This is a genomic window from Enterococcus sp. AMC1623 (assembly GCF_058216495.1).
This window is the reverse complement of the sequence record NZ_CM177096.1, coordinates 1,048,385-1,070,407: the sequence shown is the minus strand read 5'-3', so window position 1 is coordinate 1,070,407 and position 22,023 is coordinate 1,048,385. Positions and strand designations below refer to the sequence as shown.

General features: G+C 37.1%; 17 protein-coding genes and 1 riboswitch. All 17 genes read left to right on the top strand.

Annotated elements, in window-relative coordinates; genetic code table 11:
• Position 1: 1 nt before the first annotated feature.
• A complete protein-coding gene (gene purQ, locus AC4BC7_RS05325) occupies positions 2–676 on the top strand; it encodes a phosphoribosylformylglycinamidine synthase subunit PurQ (protein WP_207940847.1) in 675 nt (224 codons plus the stop codon).
• The gene (gene purL, locus AC4BC7_RS05320; protein ID WP_243430507.1) at positions 676–2,895 is read left to right on the top strand and encodes a phosphoribosylformylglycinamidine synthase subunit PurL; all 2,220 of its coding nucleotides are present in this window, start codon (positions 676–678) and stop codon (positions 2,893–2,895) included. The genes purQ and purL overlap by 1 nt, the downstream gene beginning before the upstream one ends.
• Positions 2,880–4,319, top strand: a complete 1,440-nt coding sequence (gene purF / locus AC4BC7_RS05315) for an amidophosphoribosyltransferase (protein WP_490504053.1) — start codon at positions 2,880–2,882, stop codon at positions 4,317–4,319. The genes purL and purF overlap by 16 nt, the downstream gene beginning before the upstream one ends.
• 14 nt (positions 4,320–4,333) lie before the next feature.
• Positions 4,334–5,377 (top strand): phosphoribosylformylglycinamidine cyclo-ligase, encoded by a 1,044-nt coding sequence (purM, locus tag AC4BC7_RS05310; RefSeq protein WP_207940845.1) that lies wholly within the window; start codon positions 4,334–4,336, stop codon positions 5,375–5,377.
• Positions 5,374–5,946, top strand: a complete 573-nt coding sequence (gene purN, locus AC4BC7_RS05305; protein ID WP_207940844.1) for a phosphoribosylglycinamide formyltransferase — start codon at positions 5,374–5,376, stop codon at positions 5,944–5,946. Before purM ends, purN begins: the two co-directional genes overlap by 4 nt.
• A 3-nt stretch (positions 5,947–5,949) precedes the next feature.
• Positions 5,950–7,491: a bifunctional phosphoribosylaminoimidazolecarboxamide formyltransferase/IMP cyclohydrolase gene (purH, locus tag AC4BC7_RS05300; RefSeq protein ID WP_490504052.1), complete on the top strand. Its 1,542-nt coding sequence runs from the start codon at positions 5,950–5,952 to the stop codon at positions 7,489–7,491.
• A gap of 22 nt (positions 7,492–7,513) precedes the next feature.
• Positions 7,514–8,761 (top strand): phosphoribosylamine--glycine ligase, encoded by a 1,248-nt coding sequence (gene purD / locus AC4BC7_RS05295; RefSeq protein WP_207940842.1) that lies wholly within the window; start codon positions 7,514–7,516, stop codon positions 8,759–8,761.
• Positions 8,762–8,871: 110 nt separating this feature from the next.
• Entirely contained in the window at positions 8,872–9,786 is a 915-nt protein-coding gene (locus AC4BC7_RS05290) for an aldo/keto reductase (protein WP_207940841.1), read from the top strand.
• 180 nt (positions 9,787–9,966) lie between these two features.
• Entirely contained in the window at positions 9,967–10,953 is a 987-nt protein-coding gene (gene guaC, locus AC4BC7_RS05285) for a GMP reductase (protein WP_207940840.1), read from the top strand.
• Positions 10,954–11,051: 98 nt separating this feature from the next.
• On the top strand, positions 11,052–12,158 hold the full coding sequence (gene wecB, locus AC4BC7_RS05280; protein WP_490504051.1) for a non-hydrolyzing UDP-N-acetylglucosamine 2-epimerase: 1,107 nt from the start codon (positions 11,052–11,054) through the stop codon (positions 12,156–12,158).
• 62 nt (positions 12,159–12,220) lie between these two features.
• Positions 12,221–12,394: riboswitch (M-box (ykoK) riboswitch) on the top strand.
• A gap of 174 nt (positions 12,395–12,568) precedes the next feature.
• The gene (gene mgtA / locus AC4BC7_RS05275; RefSeq protein ID WP_490504050.1) at positions 12,569–15,160 is read left to right on the top strand and encodes a magnesium-translocating P-type ATPase; all 2,592 of its coding nucleotides are present in this window, start codon (positions 12,569–12,571) and stop codon (positions 15,158–15,160) included.
• A gap of 437 nt (positions 15,161–15,597) precedes the next feature.
• A complete protein-coding gene (gene pdhA / locus AC4BC7_RS05270; RefSeq protein ID WP_490504048.1) occupies positions 15,598–16,704 on the top strand; it encodes a pyruvate dehydrogenase (acetyl-transferring) E1 component subunit alpha in 1,107 nt (368 codons plus the stop codon).
• 2 nt (positions 16,705–16,706) lie between these two features.
• A complete protein-coding gene (locus AC4BC7_RS05265; RefSeq protein WP_207940836.1) occupies positions 16,707–17,684 on the top strand; it encodes an alpha-ketoacid dehydrogenase subunit beta in 978 nt (325 codons plus the stop codon).
• A 26-nt stretch (positions 17,685–17,710) separates the two neighbouring features.
• Positions 17,711–19,321, top strand: a complete 1,611-nt coding sequence (locus AC4BC7_RS05260) for a 2-oxo acid dehydrogenase subunit E2 (protein WP_207940835.1) — start codon at positions 17,711–17,713, stop codon at positions 19,319–19,321.
• 7 nt (positions 19,322–19,328) lie between these two features.
• A complete protein-coding gene (lpdA, locus tag AC4BC7_RS05255) occupies positions 19,329–20,735 on the top strand; it encodes a dihydrolipoyl dehydrogenase (protein WP_207940834.1) in 1,407 nt (468 codons plus the stop codon).
• Between the two features lie 143 nt (positions 20,736–20,878).
• On the top strand, positions 20,879–21,472 hold the full coding sequence (locus tag AC4BC7_RS05250; protein WP_490504047.1) for a DUF5052 family protein: 594 nt from the start codon (positions 20,879–20,881) through the stop codon (positions 21,470–21,472).
• Between the two features lie 125 nt (positions 21,473–21,597).
• Positions 21,598–21,969, top strand: coding sequence for a YxeA family protein (locus AC4BC7_RS05245; protein ID WP_490504046.1), 372 nt, complete (start codon positions 21,598–21,600; stop codon positions 21,967–21,969).
• The last annotated feature ends 54 nt before the right edge of the window (positions 21,970–22,023 follow it).

Below are 22,023 nucleotides of genomic sequence, written 5' to 3'. Positions count from 1 at the left end.
CATGAAATTTGCAGTCATTGTTTTTCCAGGTTCAAACTGTGATATGGATATGCTTTGGGCAATCAAGGATGTCATGGGTGCTGAAGCTGAATACGTTCGCCACGATGCAGACTCGCTTGAAGGATTTGATGGTGTCTTGTTACCAGGAGGTTTTTCTTATGGAGACTACTTACGTTGTGGGGCAATCGCTCGTTTTTCTGCAATTATGCAAGAGGTGATTCGTTTTGCGGATGAAGGCAAACCAGTCTTTGGTACTTGTAATGGATTTCAAGTGTTGACAGAAGCTGGATTATTACCGGGAGCTCTTCGCCGTAACGAGTCACTCCATTTTATTTGTAAAACAACGTCTTTAAAAGTTGTTAATAATCAAACAAAATTTACTTCCGAATATGAGCAAGATGAAATTATTCGTATTCCAGTTGCGCATGGCGAAGGAAATTATTACTGTGATGAACAAACGTTAGCATCTTTGGAAGCGAATAATCAAATTGTATTCAAATATGAAGAAAACATTAATGGTAGTCTAAAAAATATTGCCGGAATTTGTAATGAAAAAGGTAATGTATTAGGTATGATGCCACATCCTGAACGTGCGATGGAATCATTGTTAGGGTCAGAAGATGGGAAAAAATTCTTTGCCTCTATTTTGAAAAACTTCGGAAAGGTGTCTGTATAATGATAAAAGTAGAACCAACTCCTCAAGAGATTAAAGAACAACGTATTTATTCACAATGGGGGTTAACCGATGAAGAATATCGAATGATTGAAGAAGATATTTTAGGGCGGATGCCAAATTATACCGAAACAGGACTATTCTCGGTGATGTGGAGCGAACATTGTTCTTATAAAAATTCTAAACCTGTTTTACGCAAATTCCCAACAAGTGGCCCACAAGTGCTTCAAGGTCCAGGAGAAGGAGCCGGAATCGTTGATATTGGTGATGGTCAAGCAGTTGTATTTAAAGCCGAAAGTCACAATCATCCATCGGCGGTTGAACCTTATGAGGGAGCTGCGACTGGTGTCGGTGGGATTATCCGTGACATTTTTAGTATGGGCGCGCGTCCAATTGCTATTTTAGATTCTTTACGCTTTGGTGAGTTAGATAATGAACGGACAAAATATTTATTAGAAGAAGTCGTTGCAGGGATTAGTGGGTATGGAAATTGTATTGGTATTCCTACTGTTGGGGGCGAAGTGCAATTTGATGCTTGTTATGAAGGCAATCCGCTAGTGAATGCAATGTGTGTTGGTTTAATCGACCATAAAGATATTCAAAAAGGTCAAGCAAAAGGTGTCGGTAATGCCATTATGTATGTTGGCGCGAAAACTGGACGTGATGGGATTCATGGGGCGACATTTGCTTCTGAAGAATTTGTCGAAGGAGAAGAGCAACAACGTTCTGCTGTTCAAGTGGGCGATCCATTCATGGAAAAATTATTGTTAGAAGCTTGTTTGGAATTAATTTTAGATCATAGTGATATTCTAGTTGGAATTCAAGATATGGGAGCAGCTGGTTTGGTTTCTTCTAGTTCTGAAATGGCTTCAAAAGCCGGTTCAGGTTTGAAACTTTATTTAGATGATGTACCACAACGTGAAACGGGTATGACTCCTTATGAAATGATGTTATCTGAGTCACAAGAAAGAATGCTGATTTGTGTCCAACAAGGTCATGAAGAGGAAGTCGTTGAGTTATTTGCGAAATATGATTTAGATGCAGTGTCTATTGGAGAAGTAACAGAGGATGGGTTATATCGTCTTTATCATCATGGAGAAGAAGTTGCCAACTTACCAGTAGATGCGTTAGCAGAAGATGCACCAACTTATCACAAAGAACGTCAAGAACCAGCACGTATTCAAGAATTTGCTGCATTAGAAGATTTTGTACCAACGATTGAAAATCCTTCTGAAACATTGCTGGATTTATTGCAACAACCAACAATTGCTTCTAAAAAATCAATTTATGAGACCTATGATTCACAAGTACGTACAAATACAGTCGTTCCACCAGGGAGTGATGCTGCGGTGTTACGAATTCGTGGAACTGAAAAAGCGTTAGCAATGACGACTGATTGTAATAGCCGTTACTTATATTTGAATCCGGAAGTTGGCGGACAAATTGCTGTTGCAGAAGCCGCACGTAATATTGTAGCTAGTGGTGGGAAACCATTAGCAATCACGGATTGTTTAAACTATGGTTCACCAGATAAACCAGAAGGCTTCTGGGAATTATGGACATCAGCGGATGGGATTTCTGAAGCTTGCCGTATATTAGATACGCCGGTTATTTCCGGAAATGTTTCTTTATACAATGAAACCAATGGAAAAGCAATCTATCCAACACCAATGATTGGTATGGTTGGTTTGATTGAAAATCTTGCTCATATTACCACACAAGATTTTAAAAACGCAGATGATTTAATTTATGTGATTGGTGAAACAAAAGCTGATTTTAATGGAAGCGAAATTCAAAAACGACAAGTAGGAAAAATCGAAGGAAAATTAATGGTGTTTGATTTGACTACAGAAAAAACGGTTCAAGATTTTGTGTTAGAAGCGATTCAAGCAGGGCTAATTGCTAGTGCGCATGATAGCGCAGAAGGTGGACTGGCGATTGCTTTAGCTGAAGCAACTTTTAAAAATGAATTGGGCATTGATGTTTCATTAGATATGCCAAAAGAATGGTTGTTCTCAGAAACACAATCACGTTTTGTAGTGAGTGTCAAACCGGAAAATCAAGTAGCATTTGAGGAGTTACTAGGTGATTTAGGCCAATATATCGGAAAAGTTACGACAACTGGTCAATTAAAGATTACTGCTCAAAATGACGAAATTAATGTAGACACACAAGTAGCTAAACGATTATGGGAGGAAGCTATTCCATGTCTTATGAAGTAAAAAGTTTAAACGAAGAGTGTGGCGTTTTCGGTGTGTGGGGACATCGGGATGCGTCCCGCGTAGTTTACTTTGGTCTGCACAGTTTACAGCACCGGGGACAAGAAGGTGCTGGGATTGTTTCAAATGATCAAGGGCGCTTACGTGGACATCGTGATTTAGGGTTGTTATCTGAAGTGTTTTCAGATGAAAATAAATTGACTAAGTTAAAAGGAAATGCCGCAATTGGGCATGTTCGTTATGCAACAGCGGGGAATGGTAGCGTAGATAACATTCAACCATTTTTGTTCAAATTTTATGATAGCCAAATTGCTTTAGCTCATAATGGTAACTTAACGAATGCGAAAACCTTGCGTCGTGAATTAGAGAAAGATGGTGCGATTTTTCACTCTAATTCAGATACTGAAATTTTGATGCATCTCATTCGTAGAAGTCAACAGCCAACGCTTAATGGTCAGTTAAAAGAAGCCTTGAATCAAGTAAAAGGTGGTTTTGCGTACCTGTTAATTACTGAGGATGCTATTGTAGCAGCGCTTGATCCAAATGGCTTTCGACCATTATCAATTGGACAGATGAAAAATGGGGCGTATGTGATTGCTTCGGAAACGTGTGCTTTAGAAGTGAGTGGCGCAGCATTTGTTCGTGATGTCCAACCTGGGGAGTTGGTCATCATTAACGAAGAAGGCATTACGATTGAACAATATACAACAGAAACACAACATGCAATTTGCGCAATGGAATACATTTATTTTGCACGACCGGATTCTAATATTGCTGGAGTCAATGTACATACAGCAAGGAAAGAAATGGGACGACGTTTAGCACAAGAAGCACCTGTTGAAGCAGATATGGTGATAGGTGTACCCAACTCATCTCTGTCTGCTGCTAGTGGTTATGCAGAATATTCAGGTATTCCTTATGAATTAGGATTAGTTAAAAATCAATATGTTGCTCGAACGTTTATTCAGCCAACACAAGAATTACGTGAACAAGGCGTTCGTATGAAGTTGTCAGCAGTTCGTGGTGTTGTTGAAGGAAAACGGGTTATTTTAGTGGACGATTCTATCGTTCGTGGAACGACGAGTCGACGGATTGTGAATTTATTGAAAGAAGCGGGAGCAAAAGAAGTTCATTTACGAATTGCTTCACCACCATTGAAATATCCTTGTTTTTATGGCATTGATATTCAAACTCGTAAAGAACTAATTGCTGCGAATCATTCAATTGAAGAAATTAAAGAGTGTGTCAAATCTGATACCTTGGCTTTTTTGAGTGAACAGGGGTTAATTGATTCTATTGGTTTAACATTTGATGCACCTTATTCTGGACTGTGTATGGCGTATTTTAACGGGGATTATCCAACGCCACTGTATGATTACGAAGAACAATACCAAGCATCATTACAAGAGCAAACATCATTTTTTTAAATGGAGGAAAGCAAGTGACAAACGCATATTCAAAAGCCGGCGTGGATGTAGAAGCGGGTTATGAAGTAGTTGAACGTATTAAAAAACATGTAAAGAAAACAGAGCGCTTAGGTGTTTTAGGTAGTCTAGGTGGTTTTGGTGGCTGTTTTGATTTAAGTACTCTTTCAGTCAAAGAACCTGTTTTAGTATCAGGAACAGACGGTGTAGGAACAAAGTTAATGATTGCTATTCAGACAGATACACATGACACAATTGGTATCGACTGTGTGGCGATGTGTGTGAATGATATTGTTGCTCAAGGAGCAGAACCATTGTATTTTCTCGACTATATTGCAACAGGCAAAAACGTTCCTGAGCGTCTAGAAAAAGTCGTTGCCGGTGTGGCGGATGGGTGCATTCAAGCTGGTGCCGCTTTAATTGGTGGAGAAACAGCTGAAATGCCAGGGATGTATGACGAAAATGATTATGACTTAGCCGGATTTGCAGTTGGCATTGCTGAAAAAAGTCAATTAGTCACAGGCGAAAAAATTCAAGCCGGCGATGTTTTAATTGGTTTGCCATCTTCTGGTGTTCACTCAAATGGTTTTTCACTTGTTAGAAAGATCTTCTTTGAACAACATCAATTAACGTATGATGCACAGCTACCAGAGTTATCACAAACGTTAGGGAAAGAGTTATTAACGCCAACGCGCATTTATGTTCAAGCTATTTTGCCATTAGTCAAAGAAGAATTGGTACACGGTATTGCGCATGTAACAGGTGGCGGGTTTGTTGAAAATTTACCTCGTATGTTGCCTGATGGATTAGCAATAGAAATTCAAGAAAATAGTTGGCCGATTTTACCGATTTTTGATGTGTTATCTTCTTATGGCAATCTCCCAATACATGAAATGTATGAAATTTTTAATATGGGTATTGGAATGGTGGTTGCTGTTGCACCTGAGAATGTAACCAAAGTTCAAACGTTATTGAAAAAACAAGATGAAGCAAGTTATATTATTGGTAAGGTGATTGATCAAGCGGAGCAACCGATTGTTTTTAAAGAGGTAGAAGCATGAAGGTAGCAGTTTTAGCTTCCGGAAATGGTAGTAACTTTGAAGCGATTGCCCAAGCTTTTGTAGATCAACAAATTCAAGGTGAATTAACGTTAGTTTTCTCAGATAAAAAAGATGCGTATGTGTTAGAGCGAGCCAAAAAATATCAAATTCCACGTTTTAGTTTCACGCCGAAAGACTTTGCCTCGAAAAAACAGTATGAAGAAGCATTACGAGATTTATTGCTTGCGAATCAAATTGATTTTGTCGTGTTAGCAGGATATATGCGAATTATTGGAAAAGATTTATTAGCGTCATTTCCTAATAAAATTTTGAATATTCATCCTTCTTTATTACCGAGTTTTCCAGGTTTACATGGAATTAAAGATGCCTATAACTATGGTGTGAAAATTACTGGAATTACCATACATTTCGTAGATGCTGGAGTGGATACAGGCCCAATCGTAGCTCAAGCAGCGGTTGCAATCACTGAAGAAGACACGCTAGAATCGTTGGAAGAAAAAATTCATCAATTAGAACATCATTGGTATCCCAAGGTCATTGCGGAGATTACACAAAAAGGAGTAAATTAAAACATGAAAAAAAGAGCATTAATCAGTGTATCAGATAAAACAGGAATTGAAGAATTTGCTAAAGCATTAGTGGCAAAAGACATCGAAATTATTTCAACGGGCGGTACAAAAAAAGCGTTAGATGAAGCAGGGATTTCGACAATTTCAATTGATGAAGTCACTGGTTTTCCTGAAATGATGGATGGTCGTGTCAAAACATTACATCCCAAAATTCATGGTGGCTTATTAGGGCGTCGTGACTTAGCAACACATATGGATGCGATGGCAGAACATGATATTGCTCCTATTGATTTTGTTGTCGTTAATTTGTATCCATTTAAAGAAACGATTTTAAAACCAGATGTAACCGAAGAAGATGCTATTGAAAATATTGATATTGGTGGACCAAGTATGTTGCGTTCTGCAGCTAAAAATCATGCTTCTGTAACAGTTGTAGTGGATCCAACTGATTATGAAGTAGTTTTAAATGAATTAGATTTGGATGGTCAAACATCAATAGCTACTAGAAAACGTTTGGCAGCGAAAGTTTTTCGTCACACAGCGGCTTATGATGCGTTAATTGCTAACTATTTAACCGAACTAGTGGGCGAAGAGGAACCTGAAAAATTAACATTGACTTATGATTTAAAACAATCTTTGCGTTATGGTGAAAATAGTCACCAAGAAGCAGCTTTTTATGCGGATGCTTTACCAAAAACGTATTCAATTGCTTCTGCAAAACAATTACACGGAAAAGAGTTGTCTTATAATAATATTCGTGATGCGGATGCGGCAATTCGCATTGCACGTGAATACTCTGAACCAACAGTGGTTGCTTTAAAACATATGAACCCATGTGGTATTGGTACAGCAGATACTATTTTTGATGCTTACACAGCAGCTTATGAAGCAGATCAAGTCTCTATTTTTGGAGGGATTGTTGTATTGAACCGTCCGGTAGATGTAGCTACTGCTGAAGCGATGAGTAAAATTTTCTTAGAAATTATTATTGCACCTGCGTTTAAAGAAGAAGCACTAGCAGTTTTAACGAAGAAGAAAAATATTCGTTTAATGACACTAGATTTTTCTGATCAAACATCAATACAAGCAGAAACTGTTTCTGTATTAGGTGGTTTATTAGTACAAGACCAAGATTTAATTGAAGAAAATAGTGCGGATTGGCAAGTCGTAACCAAACGCCAACCAACTGAAACAGAATTAAAAGCGTTGGAATTTGCTTGGAAAGCTGTTAAACACGTGAAATCAAATGCAATCTTATTGGCTAATGACAAGCAAACGGTGGGAATTGGTGCAGGACAAATGAATCGTGTAGGTTCCGTAAAAATTGCGATCGATCAAGCCGAAGCAGCCGGTAAAATTGAAGGTGCTGTTTTAGCGAGTGATGCTTTTTTCCCAATGGGTGATAGTGTGGAATATGCTGCAAAAAAAGGAATTAAAGCGATTATTCAACCTGGTGGCAGTATCAAAGATCAAGAATCAATTGATATGGCAGATAAATATGGCATTACAATGCTGTTTACAGCTGTTCGTCATTTTAGACATTAATCTTTTTTAAAGGAGTAAATGAATGAAAATACTCGTAATTGGCAGTGGTGGTCGTGAGCATGCGATTGCTAAAAAATTACTTTCAGATTCAAATGTATCAACTGTTTTCTGTGCTAAAGGAAATCCTGGAATGAAAAAAGATGGGATTCAGATTGTGGATATTTCTGAAGATAATCATGAAAAATTGATTGAATTTGCGAAAAATCAAGCTGTTGATTGGACGTTCGTTGGCCCAGAAATTCCTTTGCTAAATGGAATTGTTGATGATTTCGAGCAAGCTGGATTACAAATATTTGGTCCTAAAAAAGCTGCAGCCATGATTGAAGGCTCCAAAGAATTTGCCAAGGAATTAATGATAAAAAATCAAATTCCTACAGCAGCCTACCAAAGCTTTTCAGATTTCGATTTGGCCAAGGCTTATGTTTTAGAACAGGGAGCACCCATTGTAATTAAAGCAGATGGGTTAGCTGCTGGAAAAGGCGTTGTTGTTGCAGAAACAATTGATGATGCAATTATGGCTCTCAAAGATATGCTGGAAGACAATAAGTTTGGAGCAAGTGGTGCGAAAGTAGTTATTGAAGAGTTTTTAGCAGGTGAAGAGTTTTCATTATTAGCTTTTGTTCGTGATGAAAAAGTTTACCCAATGGTGATTGCTCAAGATCACAAACGAGCATTTGATGGAGATCGGGGTCCTAATACTGGTGGAATGGGAGCATACTCTCCAGTACCACAAATTCCAGAAACGATGGTGGAACAAGCTGTTCAAGAAGTTCTGCTACCAGCTGCGAAAGGAATGGTGGAACAAGGAACACCTTTCACTGGTATTTTATATGCAGGATTAATTGCAACTGAAGCTGGGCCCAAAGTAATTGAATTTAATGCACGTTTTGGTGATCCTGAAACTCAAGTGGTATTACCTCGTTTAGACAGTAGTTTAGCAACAATTATCACTGAGCTTTTAAAAGGCGAAGAACCTGAAATTAGCTGGAATAATCAAGCAACTTTAGGAGTAGTTGTTGCTGCAGAAGGATATCCAGGTGAGTATGTATCGGGACAACTGCTTCCAGACTTTATTAGTGAAGAATGTCGAGTTTATTATGCGGGTGTAGCAGAAAAAAATGGTTTAGTAAGTGCTGGCGGGCGTGTGTTATTAGTCGAAGCTCAAGCAGAGACTTTACAAGAAGCCCAACAAAAAGTTTATCAAGCATTAGAACAAGTTGAATGGCCATATCTATTTTATCGTCATGATATTGGAAATAAAGCATTTTAAGTGGGAAACTGGATGTAAAATGAACATCCAGTTTTTTATTGATTAAATTTAGTATAGCGTTTGCATTAAACTGTGCTAAAATATAAACGTAAAAGGAGGAATTTTAACTTATGAAAACTGTTAAATTTGGTACAACTAATCTTGATGTTGCAAGTGTCATTCTTGGTTGTATGCGTATTAGTAATGCTGAAGATTCAGTGAAAGTAATTGAGACTGCTGTCGACAATGGTATTACATTTTTTGATCATGCCGATATCTATGGTCGCGGAGAATGCGAGCGTATCTTTGCAGATGCCTTAGCAAACACAGAGATTAAGCGTGATGATTTGTTTATTCAATCAAAATGTGGAATTGTTCCAGGAAAAATGTTTGATTTTTCAAAAGAACATATCATTTCTTCTGTTGAAGGTATTTTACAACGTTTGGATATGGATTATTTAGATGCATTATTATTGCATCGTCCAGATACATTAGTAGAGCCAGAAGAAGTAGCCGCAGCTTTTGATCAGCTTGAACAACAAGGAAAAGTGAAATATTTTGGTGTAAGTAACCAAAAACCAGGGCAAATTGAATTGTTGAAAAAATATGTGAAACAACCTTTAGTTGCTAATCAATTACAATTTGGTATTATGCACACAGGAATGATTGATCAAGGAATTCATGTGAATATGACAGATGCTGGATCAGTTGATCATGATGGAGAAATTCTAGAGTATTCTCGTTTAAATGATATGACCATTCAAGCTTGGTCACCTTATCAATTTGGTTTCTTTGAAGGCGTTTTTATTGGTCATGAAAAATTCCCAGAACTAAATAAAGTTTTAGAAGAAATGGCTGAGAAATATAATACTACGCCAACTGGTATTGCTTCTGCATGGATTTTACGTCACCCAGCAAATATGCAAGTGATTGCTGGAACAATGAACATTCAACGTATTGAAGAGATTGCTAAAGCATCGGAAGTACAAATGTCAAGAGAAGATTGGTATAGCGTGTATATGGCTGCTGGAAATATTTTACCATAAATTAAAAGTGAGAAATCGTTCGTAAAACACGAACGATTTCTCGTTTCTTTTTATAAAACGAAAGAATATAGTTGCTTTATTTAATGATATCAGCTAAATTATTGAAGGCATTAAAAATAAAATACGTATAAAAATATTTAATGTTTCGATAATAAGTGAAGATTTGAGAGGATGTTTTCAATGTTTGATTTAACGGTTTTTGATTACGAAGATGTTCAGTTGATTCCTAATAAATGTATTGTAAATAGTCGTTCAGAATGTGATACAACTGTAAAATTAGGAAAACACGAATTTAAAATGCCAGTAGTTCCAGCAAATATGCAAACAATTATTGATGAAAAAATTGCGGAATTCTTAGCAGAAAATGGCTATTTTTATATTATGCACCGTTTTGAAGAAGAAGCACGTATTCCATTTATTAAAAAAATGAAAGCACGCGATTTGATTTCTTCTATTAGTGTAGGTGTGAAAGACAATGAATATCCATTTGTTGAGGAATTGGCAAAACAAAATTTAATTCCTGATTATATTACAATTGATATCGCACATGGGCATTCAAACTCAGTTATTCGTATGATTCAACATATCAAAAAACATTTACCTGATACATTTGTTATCGCAGGAAACGTGGGTACACCTGAAGCTGTTCGTGAGCTAGAAAATGCTGGAGCAGATGCAACAAAAGTCGGCATTGGACCTGGTAAAGTATGTATTACTAAAATCAAAACTGGTTTTGGTACAGGTGGATGGCAGTTAGCAGCACTAAGATGGTGTGCGAAAGCTGCACGTAAACCAATTATTGCTGATGGTGGGATTCGTACACATGGCGATATCGCGAAATCTGTTCGTTTCGGAGCAACGATGGTTATGATTGGTTCACTGTTTGCAGGACATGAAGAGTCACCAGGTGAAACAAAAGTTGAAGATGGCGTATTCTACAAAGAATACTTTGGTTCAGCTTCTGAATTCCAAAAAGGTGAAAAGAAAAACGTTGAAGGTAAGAAAATTTGGGTAACACATAAAGGCTCATTAAAAGATACATTAGTTGAAATGCAACAAGACTTACAATCTTCTATCTCTTATGCAGGTGGGAAAGATTTAGAAGCAATTCGCAAAGTTGACTATGTAATTGTTAAAAATTCTATCTTTAATGGCGATACAATCTAAAAATAACTTTTTCAAGAAGTAAAATCACTTTGATTTTACTTCTTTTTTCATAGCTTACTGAACAACGGTTTGTTACAATACAACTGAGGTGAATGAAAATGGGAATTAAAGTATTTTCAATATTCGGTACACGACCAGAAGCAATCAAAATGGCTCCGTTAGTTAAAGCGTTAGAAAAAGATGAACGGTTTGATTCTAAAATCGTTGTCACTGCACAACATCGCGAAATGTTAGATCAAGTGATGACCATTTTTGATATTGTTCCTGATTATGATTTGAATATTATGTCCACTGGTCAAACGTTAACTGATATTACAACAAAAGTTCTTTTAGATATGCAGCCAATTTTAAAAGAAGAACAACCTGACATTGTATTGGTTCACGGCGATACAACGACGACATTTGCGGCTGCTACGGCTGCTTTTTATCAACAAGTTAAAATTGGTCATGTGGAAGCAGGGTTACGAACATGGAATAAATATTCGCCATTTCCAGAAGAAGCAAATCGCCAAATGACCGATGCCTTAGCTGATTTGTATTTTGCACCAACTGAACAAAGTAAGGAAAATTTATTGAAAGAAAATCATCCAGAAGACCAGATTTTTATTACAGGAAATACCGCAATTGATGCAATGAAATACACGGTTAAAGAGGACTACGAAAATGCCGATTTAGTTTTGAATCAGCAAAAACAAATAGTTGTCACTATGCATCGTCGCGAAAATTTAGGCGAACCAATGACGCACGTTTTTTCTGCTTTACGTCGTATCGCCAAAGAGTTTCCGGATGTTCGGTTGATTTTTCCGATGCACAAAAATCCGAAAGTACGAATGATTGCTCAAGAATTGTTAGGGAATCTATCCAATGTGCAATTAATTGAACCTTTGGATGTAGTGGACTTTCATAATGTAATTGCACGTAGTTATTTGATTCTCACTGATTCAGGTGGTGTCCAGGAAGAAGCCCCTTCATTAGGCGTTCCTGTCTTAGTATTGCGTGATACGACTGAACGTCCAGAGGGAGTTGCGGCAGGTACTTTGAAATTGATTGGAACAGAAGAAGAAAAAGTTTATGTGGAAACAAAAGAATTGTTGACTAATGCTTCTAGTCATCAACAAATGGCACAAGCAAAAAATCCTTATGGAGATGGAAATGCCAGTGAATATATTTTAGATGCGATGGCAGATTATTTTTCCAAACATTAAATTAGTTGACAGAATGACACCAAATAAGTAGTATGAAGGATGACGAAAGTTTTCGTAAAAAATAAAATAATTGTTAGGTGAGGCTCCTATATGGACATAGGCTACTGCCGCGAAAGGATCGAGAGACCCTTAGTTTGGTATAACAAGAATAATCGTTGAAGGTTATTCATAACGTAGCTGACAAATAATCATTTGTCTACGCCCTATAGTGCTAAAGCTCAACGATGACTATGAATTAGCTACTAAGTAGGCGCATGCTCATTGTTGAGTATGCGTTTTTTATTATGTTGAAAACGTATCTTCACTAGACAGAAAGGAAGGTTTATTATGGATCACCCCGCACCCGAGAGGAATCTAAAAAACTAATTGTCTAGGAATAAACTCCTAGACAAAACTAGGAGGAAGAAAATATGTTGAAACAACCACAAACAAAAGAACAAGAACTAAAAAAATTAGCAATGTTGTCAGATCGAGAGTTATTTATGGAATTACGAACATCCTTAAATGGACTTTCTGCAGAAGATGCCACAAAACGCTTAGAAGAATTTGGTTTAAATCAAATCGATGCAGAGAAACCCACACCAGGATGGTTAATTTTTCTGCACGCTTTTCGCGATCCATTTGTTTTAGTGCTAGCGTTATTAATGATTGTCTCCTTAGCAACGAGAGACTATGAAGCAGCAATTGTCATGGCAGTTATGATTACGGCAAGTGCAACGATTTCTTTTATTCAAGAGTATCGTTCACAAAAGGCGAGTTTAGAATTGAAAGAACTAATCGAAAATACGTGCGCTGTGACACGAAACGGACAAACAAAAGAAATCCCGATGGATGAAGTTGTGCCAGGTGACATTGTTACGTTAGCAACGGGTGATATGATTCCAGCTGACGCGGTATTAATTTGGACGAATGATTTATTTGTTAATCAATCTTCTTTGACTGGTGAGTCAATGCCAATTGAAAAGTTTGTAGACGCAGGAATTCAAGTAAAGCAATCTATTTCAGCTTTAGATATGAACAATTTAGTTTTCATGGGAACAGATGTCTTAAGTGGTCAAGGAAAAGCAATTATTTTAAAAACAGGACAATATACTTTTTTTGGAGATATTGCTAAAAATGCGACCAAGCAACGAGGAAAAACAGCATTTGATACAGGCTTAACTCAAATTAGTAAATTATTATTACGAATGGTTTTTGTGTTATTCCCAATCGTTTTTCTGATTAATGGCTTAACAAAAGGTGACTGGAGCTCAGCGTTTTTCTTCGCTATTGCAGTTGCAGTGGGGTTAACACCTGAAATGTTACCAATGATTGTTACCAGTAATTTAGCAAAAGGTGCCATGACTTTAGCAAAGGAAAAAGTCATTGTTAAGGAACTGCCTTCGATTCAAAATCTAGGAAGCATGGATGTTTTGTGTACAGATAAAACAGGTACAATCACCGAAGACCGTGTCGTGTTAGTTCAACATCTAAATCCGTTAGGTGAAGATGACGAAACAGTCTTGGAAATGGCGTTTTTAAATTCTTCTTATCAAACAGGGTGGAAGAATTTAATGGACATTGCTGTTATCAATTATTTTGATGAAAAAGAAAAAAAGCTACCATTTAAAGAAGTAATTAAAGTAGATGAAATTCCATTTGATTTTTCTCGTCGTCGTTTAACCGTAGTAGTGAATGCAGATAACCATCAATGGATGATTACAAAAGGTGCTGTTGAGGAAATGGAGGAAATTTGTTCTCATGTTATGCTTGATGGTGAGGTACAACCATTAACAGACACGTTGAAAAAACGTCTGCGTCAGGTGAACCGTCGTTTGAATGAAGAAGGGATGCGTGTATTGACTGTCGCCGTCAAAAAAGATGCACATCAAGAAGCAATTTATTCTGTGGCAGATGAACAAGAAATGACATTAATTGGTTTTATGGGATTTCTTGATCCTGCAAAAGAATCCGCAGTCACAGCAATCAAATCACTTCATAATCATGGCGTAGCAGTCAAAGTTTTAACTGGTGACAATGAAGTAGTCGCAGAAAAAGTGTGTCGTGATGTTGGTATTGAAGTAAGTCATGCATTGTTAGGGGCAGATATTGATTCTATGTCTGCAGAAGAGTTAGCAGAAGCTGCGGAAACAACAAATCTTTTCGCAAAATTAAACCCTATGCAAAAATCACGTATTATTCAAGCGTTGCAAGCAGAAGGACATACAGTTGGTTTTATGGGCGATGGAATCAATGATGCACCAGCTTTACGAACAGCAGATGTAGGAATTTCTGTAGATACCGCTGCGGATATTACTAAAGATGCCAGTTCAATTATTTTATTAGAAAAAAGTTTGAACGTGCTAGATAAAGGTGTGGGTGAAGGTAGAAAAGTCTTTAGCAATATGATGAAATATATCAAAATTACTATCAGTTCTAATTTTGGCAATGTGTTTTCAATTTTAGTTGCTAGTGCCTTCCTACCTTTTTTACCTATGCTATCCATTCAATTACTCGTACAAAATCTAATTTATGATATGGCGCAATTAACGATACCTTGGGATTCTGTTGATGAAGAGGAGATTGCTAAGCCAGTTAAATGGCAAGTAGGGGGATTATTAAAATTCACGTTATGTATTGGCCCTGTAAGTAGTGTCTTTGATATTTTAACCTTTTTGATGATGTGGTACATCATTGGTGCAAATACAATAGCAGATCAAGCAGTTTTTCAAACGGGTTGGTTTGTCGTTGGTTTAGTGACTCAAACACTTGTTGTGCATATTGTACGAACAAAAAAAGTGCCGTTCATTCAAAGTCGTGCATCCTTCCCAGTGATTATTGCTAGTTTAATAGCTATTCTTGCGGGTATCTTACTTGTTTTATCGCCTATGAAAGAATATTTTAGCTTTACTGATTTACCAGCAAAGTATTGGTTGGGTTTTATCTGTATTACTATAACTTATCTTTTATCAGTAGAAATTGCTAAACGCTTTTATATTCGATTGACCAAAGAATGGTTATAAAATAAAATGTCTAAAAGGGCAGAGAAACTCTTGTTTTAGAGAGTTTTTCTGCCCTTTATTTGGTGTAATTATTCTCATTTTTTGATGTTTATTTTAGAAGATAAAGATAGAGAAAGCTTAAAAATTCCCTCTAAATTATGTGGGCTGTTTCGTGTGGTATTTTAATCTGTACTAATATAGATTGTTACATATGGGAAACGCTTTACTTTTAAAAAAGCTTTTTTCTGAATGTGATTGATTTCACGAGAAAAAGTTAGTATAATAAGGATTGGCAAGAAACAAAATAAAAGAATTGCAAACTTTTTACTTGTTTTTCTCTTGTAAAAATGATAGCTTATTAACTGTAAATGATTCCGACAAGTGATACAGAAGAGAATCGCTGTTACAATCTATCATATACAAGAATTAACCTAACAAAGAGAGGAAAGTGTGACAAGATGGCAAAGAAAAAAACAATTGACTTTCAAGCACTGCTAGAAAATGTCGATGCTCAATTTCCAACTTATCAGGCATTAGACCAAGATGGAAACATTGTAAACGAAGCTTTAGTACCTGATTTAAGTGATGAGGAATTAGTTGAATTAATGACTCGTATGGTGTGGTCTCGTGTCCTTGACCAACGTTCAACTGCTTTAAACCGCCAAGGTCGCTTAGGTTTCTTTGCTCCAACAGCTGGACAAGAAGCAAGTCAATTAGCAAGTCATTTTGCTTTTGAAAAAGAAGACGTATTATTACCAGGATACCGTGATGTACCTCAATTAATCCAACATGGTTTACCTTTAACTCAAGCTTTCTTATGGTCTCGTGGCCACGTAGCTGGTAACAACTACCCAGAAGATTTGAAAGCTTTACCACCACAAATTATTATCGGTGCACAATATGTTCAAGCAGCTGGTGTTGCTTTAGCATTAAAAATGCGCGGTAAGAAAAATGTAGCATTCACTTATACAGGTGATGGTGGTTCTTCACAAGGTGACTTTTATGAAGGTATTAACTTTGTAGGTGCGTATAAAGCAAACGCAGTATTCTTTATTCAAAACAATGGATTTGCGATTTCTACACCTCGTGACAAACAATCAGCTGCAACAACTTTAGCTCAAAAAGCAGTAGCTGCTGGTATCCCAGGTATCCAAGTTGATGGTATGGATCCATTAGCAATGTACACTGTATCTAAAATGGCTCGTGATTGGTCAGTTGCTGGTAACGGCCCTGTATTAATCGAAGCATTAACTTACCGTTATGGTCCACATACATTATCTGGTGATGATCCAACACGTTACCGTTCTAAAGAGATGGACGATGAATGGACTGCAAAAGATCCATTGGTTCGTTTCCGTAAATATTTAGAAGCTAAAGGACTATGGTCTGAAGCTAAAGAAGAAGAAGTAATTGAAGCAACAAAAGAAGAAATCAAATTAGCGATTGCTGAAGCTGATAAAGTTCCAAAACAAAAAGTTTCTGATTTCTTGAAAAATATGTTTGAAGATCAACCACAAAGCATTAAAGAACAAATTGAAATTTACGAAGCGAAGGAGTCGAAATAATCATGGCACAAAAAACAATGATTCAAGCAATCACTGATGCCCTAGCTTGTGAGTTAGCCAGCGATGAAAACGTAGTGATGTTTGGTGAAGACGTTGGTAAAAACGGTGGAGTATTCCGTGCAACTGAAGGCTTGCAAGAAAAATTTGGTGAAGATCGTGTATTCGATACACCATTAGCAGAATCAGGTATTGCTGGTTTAGCGTTTGGATTAGCCTTAGAAGGATACCGTCCTGTTCCAGAACTACAATTCTTCGGTTTCGTATTTGAAGCAATGGATGAAGTTGTAGCTCAAATGGCACGTACTCGTTACCGTATGGGTGGCACAAGAAACTTGCCAATCACAATCCGTTCACCATTTGGTGGTGGAGTTCATACGCCAGAATTACACTCAGATAACTTAGAAGGATTGATTGCTCAATCTCCTGGTATCCGTGTGGTTATTCCATCAAATCCATATGATGCAAAAGGATTATTAATTTCTGCTATTAGAAGTAACGATCCAGTTGTTTTCTTAGAGCATATGAAACTTTACCGTTCATTCCGTGAAGAAGTGCCAGAAGAATCTTACACAGTACCTTTGGATAAAGCTGCTGTAACACGTGAAGGTACTGACATTTCTATCATCACTTATGGCGCAATGGTTCGTGAAGCAATCAAAGCTGCTGATAACTTAGCAAAAGAAAATATCAGCGTTGAAATTGTTGACTTACGTACAGTAGCTCCTCTTGATATTGAAACTATCATTGCATCTGTTGAAAAAACAGGCCGTGTTGTAGTTGTTCAAGAAGCTCAAAAACAAGCAGGTGTAGCTGCTCAAGTAGTATCTGAAATTTCTGAACGTTCGATCCTTTCTTTAGAAGCTCCAATCGGACGCGTATCTGCTCCAGATACTGTATTCCCATTTGGTCAAGCTGAAAATGCTTGGTTACCTAATGCATCAGATATTGAAGCAAAAGTAAGAGAAATCGCAAACTTCTAAGATCATAAGAGAGGAAGATATCAAACATGGCATTTCAATTTAAATTACCGGATATCGGTGAAGGAATTGCAGAAGGCGAAATCGTTAAATGGTTTGTAAAACCAGGCGATACTATTAATGAAGATGATACTTTATTAGAAGTACAAAATGATAAATCAGTGGAAGAAATTCCATCACCAGTTACAGGAACAGTTAAAAGCATTCTTGTAGAAGAAGGTGTTGTAGCAAACGTTGGTGACGTGTTAGTTGAAATCGACGCACCAGGTTTTGAAGACGAAACTCCAGCAGCTCCTGCTCAAGAACAAACACCAGCAGCTCCAGCAGCATTACCAGAAGCTGGCGGTCAAGGCGTATTCCAATTCAAATTACCAGATATTGGTGAAGGAATTGCAGAAGGCGAAATCGTTAAATGGTTTGTAAAAGCCGGCGATACTATTAATGAAGACGATACTTTATTAGAAGTACAAAATGATAAATCAGTGGAAGAAATTCCATCACCAGTTACAGGAACAGTTGTACGTGTTGTTGTAGCAGAAGGCGTTGTAGCAAATGTTGGTGACGTATTAGTTGAAATCGACGCACCTGGACATAACAATGCACCTGCAGCGGCTCCGTCAGCTCCAGCACCAGAAGCAGCAGCGCCTGCATCTGCACCAGCTGAAGCAGCGGCTCCTACTGGTAAACCAAGCAAAAACGTATTAGCTATGCCATCTGTACGTCAATTTGCTCGTGAAAACGATGTTGATATTACTTTAGTTACACCTTCTGGAAAAGGTGGACGTGTAACAAAAGAAGATATCCAAAGCTTTATCTCTGGTGGTTCATCTGCTCCAGCTCCAGTACAAGAAGCAGCAGCTCCAGCAGAAGAAGCAAAACCAGCTGTGAAAGCTGAAAAAGCAGAACCAGCAAAACCATACCAATCTAACTTGGGCGAATTAGAAACTCGTGAAAAATTAACACCAATGCGTAAAGCAATTTCTAAAGCAATGGTTAACAGCAAACACACTGCTCCACACGTAACTTTACATGATGAAGTAGAAGTTTCTAAACTATGGGATCAACGTAAGAAATTTAAAGACGTTGCTGCCGCTCAAAATACTAAATTAACTTTCTTACCATATGTTGTTAGAGCATTAACTGCAACAATGAAGAAATATCCAGTATTGAACGCATCAATTGATGATGCTTCTCAAGAAGTAGTTTACAAAAACTATTACAACATTGGTATTGCTACTGATACTGCGAACGGTCTATACGTACCAAACGTTAAAGATGCTGATCGTAAAGGTCTATTTGCAATCGCTGATGAAATCAATGCAAAAGCTGCTTTAGCTCATGAAGGTAAATTAGCTGCAGAAGATATGCGTAACGGTACAGTTACAATCAGTAACATTGGTTCAGTTGGTGGAGCTTGGTTCACACCAGTAATCAACTACCCTGAAGTAGCAATTTTAGGTGTAGGTACAATTGCTCAACAACCTGTTGTCAATGCAGAAGGCGAAATCGTAGTAGGTCGTATGATGAAATTATCATTAAGCTTCGACCACCGTATCGTTGATGGCGCAACTGCTCAACAAGCTATGAATAACATCAAACGTTTGTTAGCAGATCCAGAGTTACTATTAATGGAAGGATGATAAACAAATGGTAGTTGGAGATTTTGCCTTAGAATTAGATACAGTAGTAATCGGTGCGGGACCTGGCGGCTATGTAGCTGCCATCCGTGCTGCTCAAATGGGACAAAAAGTAGCGATTATTGAAAGAGAAAACGTTGGTGGCGTATGTCTAAACGTTGGTTGTATTCCTTCAAAAGCGTTAATCGCTGCTGGACATCATTATCAAGAAGCACAACATTCAGAAATGTTTGGTGTGTCTGCAGAGAATGTAACATTAGACTTTGCAAAAACTCAAGAGTGGAAAACAAATGGCGTTGTTAACAAATTAACTTCTGGCGTGGGTATGCTTTTGAAAAAAAATAAAGTAGAAATCATTGAAGGAGAAGCTTTCTTTGTAGATGATCACACTTTACGTGTTATCCATCCTGATTCTGCACAAACGTATGAATTTAAAAATGCGATTGTAGCAACTGGTTCTCGTCCAATTGAAATCCCTGGTTTCAAATTTGCTGGACGCGTAATTGATTCAACTGGTGGTTTAGCATTAACTGAAGTTCCTAAAAAATTAGTGATCATCGGTGGCGGAGTTATCGGTGCTGAACTAGGTGGCGCTTATGCTAACTTGGGTTCGGAAGTAACAATTCTTGAAGGTTCACCACAAATTTTACCTACTTATGAAAAAGATATGGTTAAAATTGTTGAAGCTGAATTCAAGAAAAAAGGCATGACTGTTATTACTAGTGCAATGGCTAAAGAAGCTGTTGACAATGGAGATAGCGTAACTGTTAAATATGCAGTAGATGGCAAAGAAGAAGAAGTCACTGCTGATTACGTAATGGTTACTGTAGGTCGTCGTCCAAACACTGATGACATGGGCTTAGAGCAAGCTGGTGTTGAAATTGGTGAACGTGGTTTAATCAACGTTGACGCACAATGCCGTACAAATGTATCAAATATCTACGCTATTGGTGACATCGTTCCTGGTGCTGCTTTAGCGCATAAAGCAAGCTATGAAGCTAAAATTGCTGCCGAAGCAATTTCAGGTAAAAAAGTAGCAGTTGATTATAAAGCAATGCCAGCTGTGGCCTTTACTGATCCTGAATTAGCTTCAGTAGGTATGACAATTGCAGAAGCAAAAGAAGCTGGAATTGATGCTAAAGCATTTAAATTCCCATTTGCTGGTAACGGTCGTGCATTATCATTAGGTAAAACTGAAGGATTTATCCGTTTAGTTGCTACTACTGAAGGTCACGTTCTTATCGGAGCTCAAGTTGCAGGTATCAGCGCTTCAGATATGGTTTCTGAATTAGCATTAGCTATCGAATCAGGTATGAATGCAGAAGATATCTCATTAACAATCCATCCTCACCCATCATTAGGTGAAATCGTAATGGACGCTTCAGAATTAGCATTAGGTCTACCAATTCACGCTTAAGATGAATAATGAAGAGCTATCGTTTTAGATAGCTCTTTTTTTGTCTGTAATTATAAGTGTAATCATTCTCTAGGCGGATGAATAAATAAAATTATTCAATTATAGTAAAGTTAAATAATTTTATTTTTACAAAGGAGAAAAAAATGAAAAAAAAGCGATTGATGGCAGTAATGGTATTTTGGGTAATATTTTTGTCGGGGTGTCAAGATATTAAAATGTGGTTTAAAGGTTTTGAAGAAAGTTTCAAAGGATTAGAAATGGTGATTCAGACCTATGATGAACAAAGTCAGTTAATTGATCAAATTACTGGTAAATCAATTTTAATTGAACGTGACTCTACTTTTGATACGGATGCTGAAACGAAAGATTCTTCTGTGATTCAAATTACAATTGGTACTAAAGAAATGCACCATGTAGGTTCATCTATGATTATTGCTGAAAAAGGTTTAGAAAATATTTTTGATGATTATGCTCAAACAGTTGATGCTCAAACTATTCAACGAGGTGTACCAGTCATAAATTCATTAGTAAATGATTTTAAAAATTCATTTGTTGGTAAAGAAAAAGTTGTTTTAATTCGTAGTCAAAATGGTACACCATTAGCCACATACGGAGGAAATAATGTTTCGTTGTATAAAACAGATGTCCCCAAAAGTACGGGGTTATTAATTGATGGTCAATACTTATTTGTTTATCGTTGTGATTATACAATTTATGATTTAGCATTATTAGAATAAAACAGTGTTTATTCATCGATTTGAGTGACAAAACCGTAAGAAATTTTTCGGCCTATAGACTGAATAATAATTTCTTTTCTTCTATTAAAATAAAGTTATCAAATGAAAGACGGAGGAAAAGAAAGATGAAATTAATTGCGAAAATCGGAGGAGTTATTTTATTAATGGTGGGAGGCTTATTTGCTTCAACCTTCTATACTAAAAATTCAGCGAATGAGTTTGCGGGGATTTTGGATCAACTAAATCCTCTAGTTAAAGAAGGACACGTGTATGTGAAAACCAAAGCTGCAGATAGTGTGAATGGCTATGGAACAGCATATTATGAACAAATCGCAGTGGATGAAGATGGAAAAACTCGACCGATTGCCTTTAATGGCATTTCAGAATTAAAAGTAGGACATTATTTAAAATTAACTAACAAAGGTGCTCATGTTGAAACGTATGAGGAAGTAGCTAAGGAAGATGTTCCAAAAAACGTATTAGAAAAACTAGAGTAAAAAAGCTGAGAAAATCAGCTTTTTTTCATTTTTAAGACAAGTGTTTTACTCCTA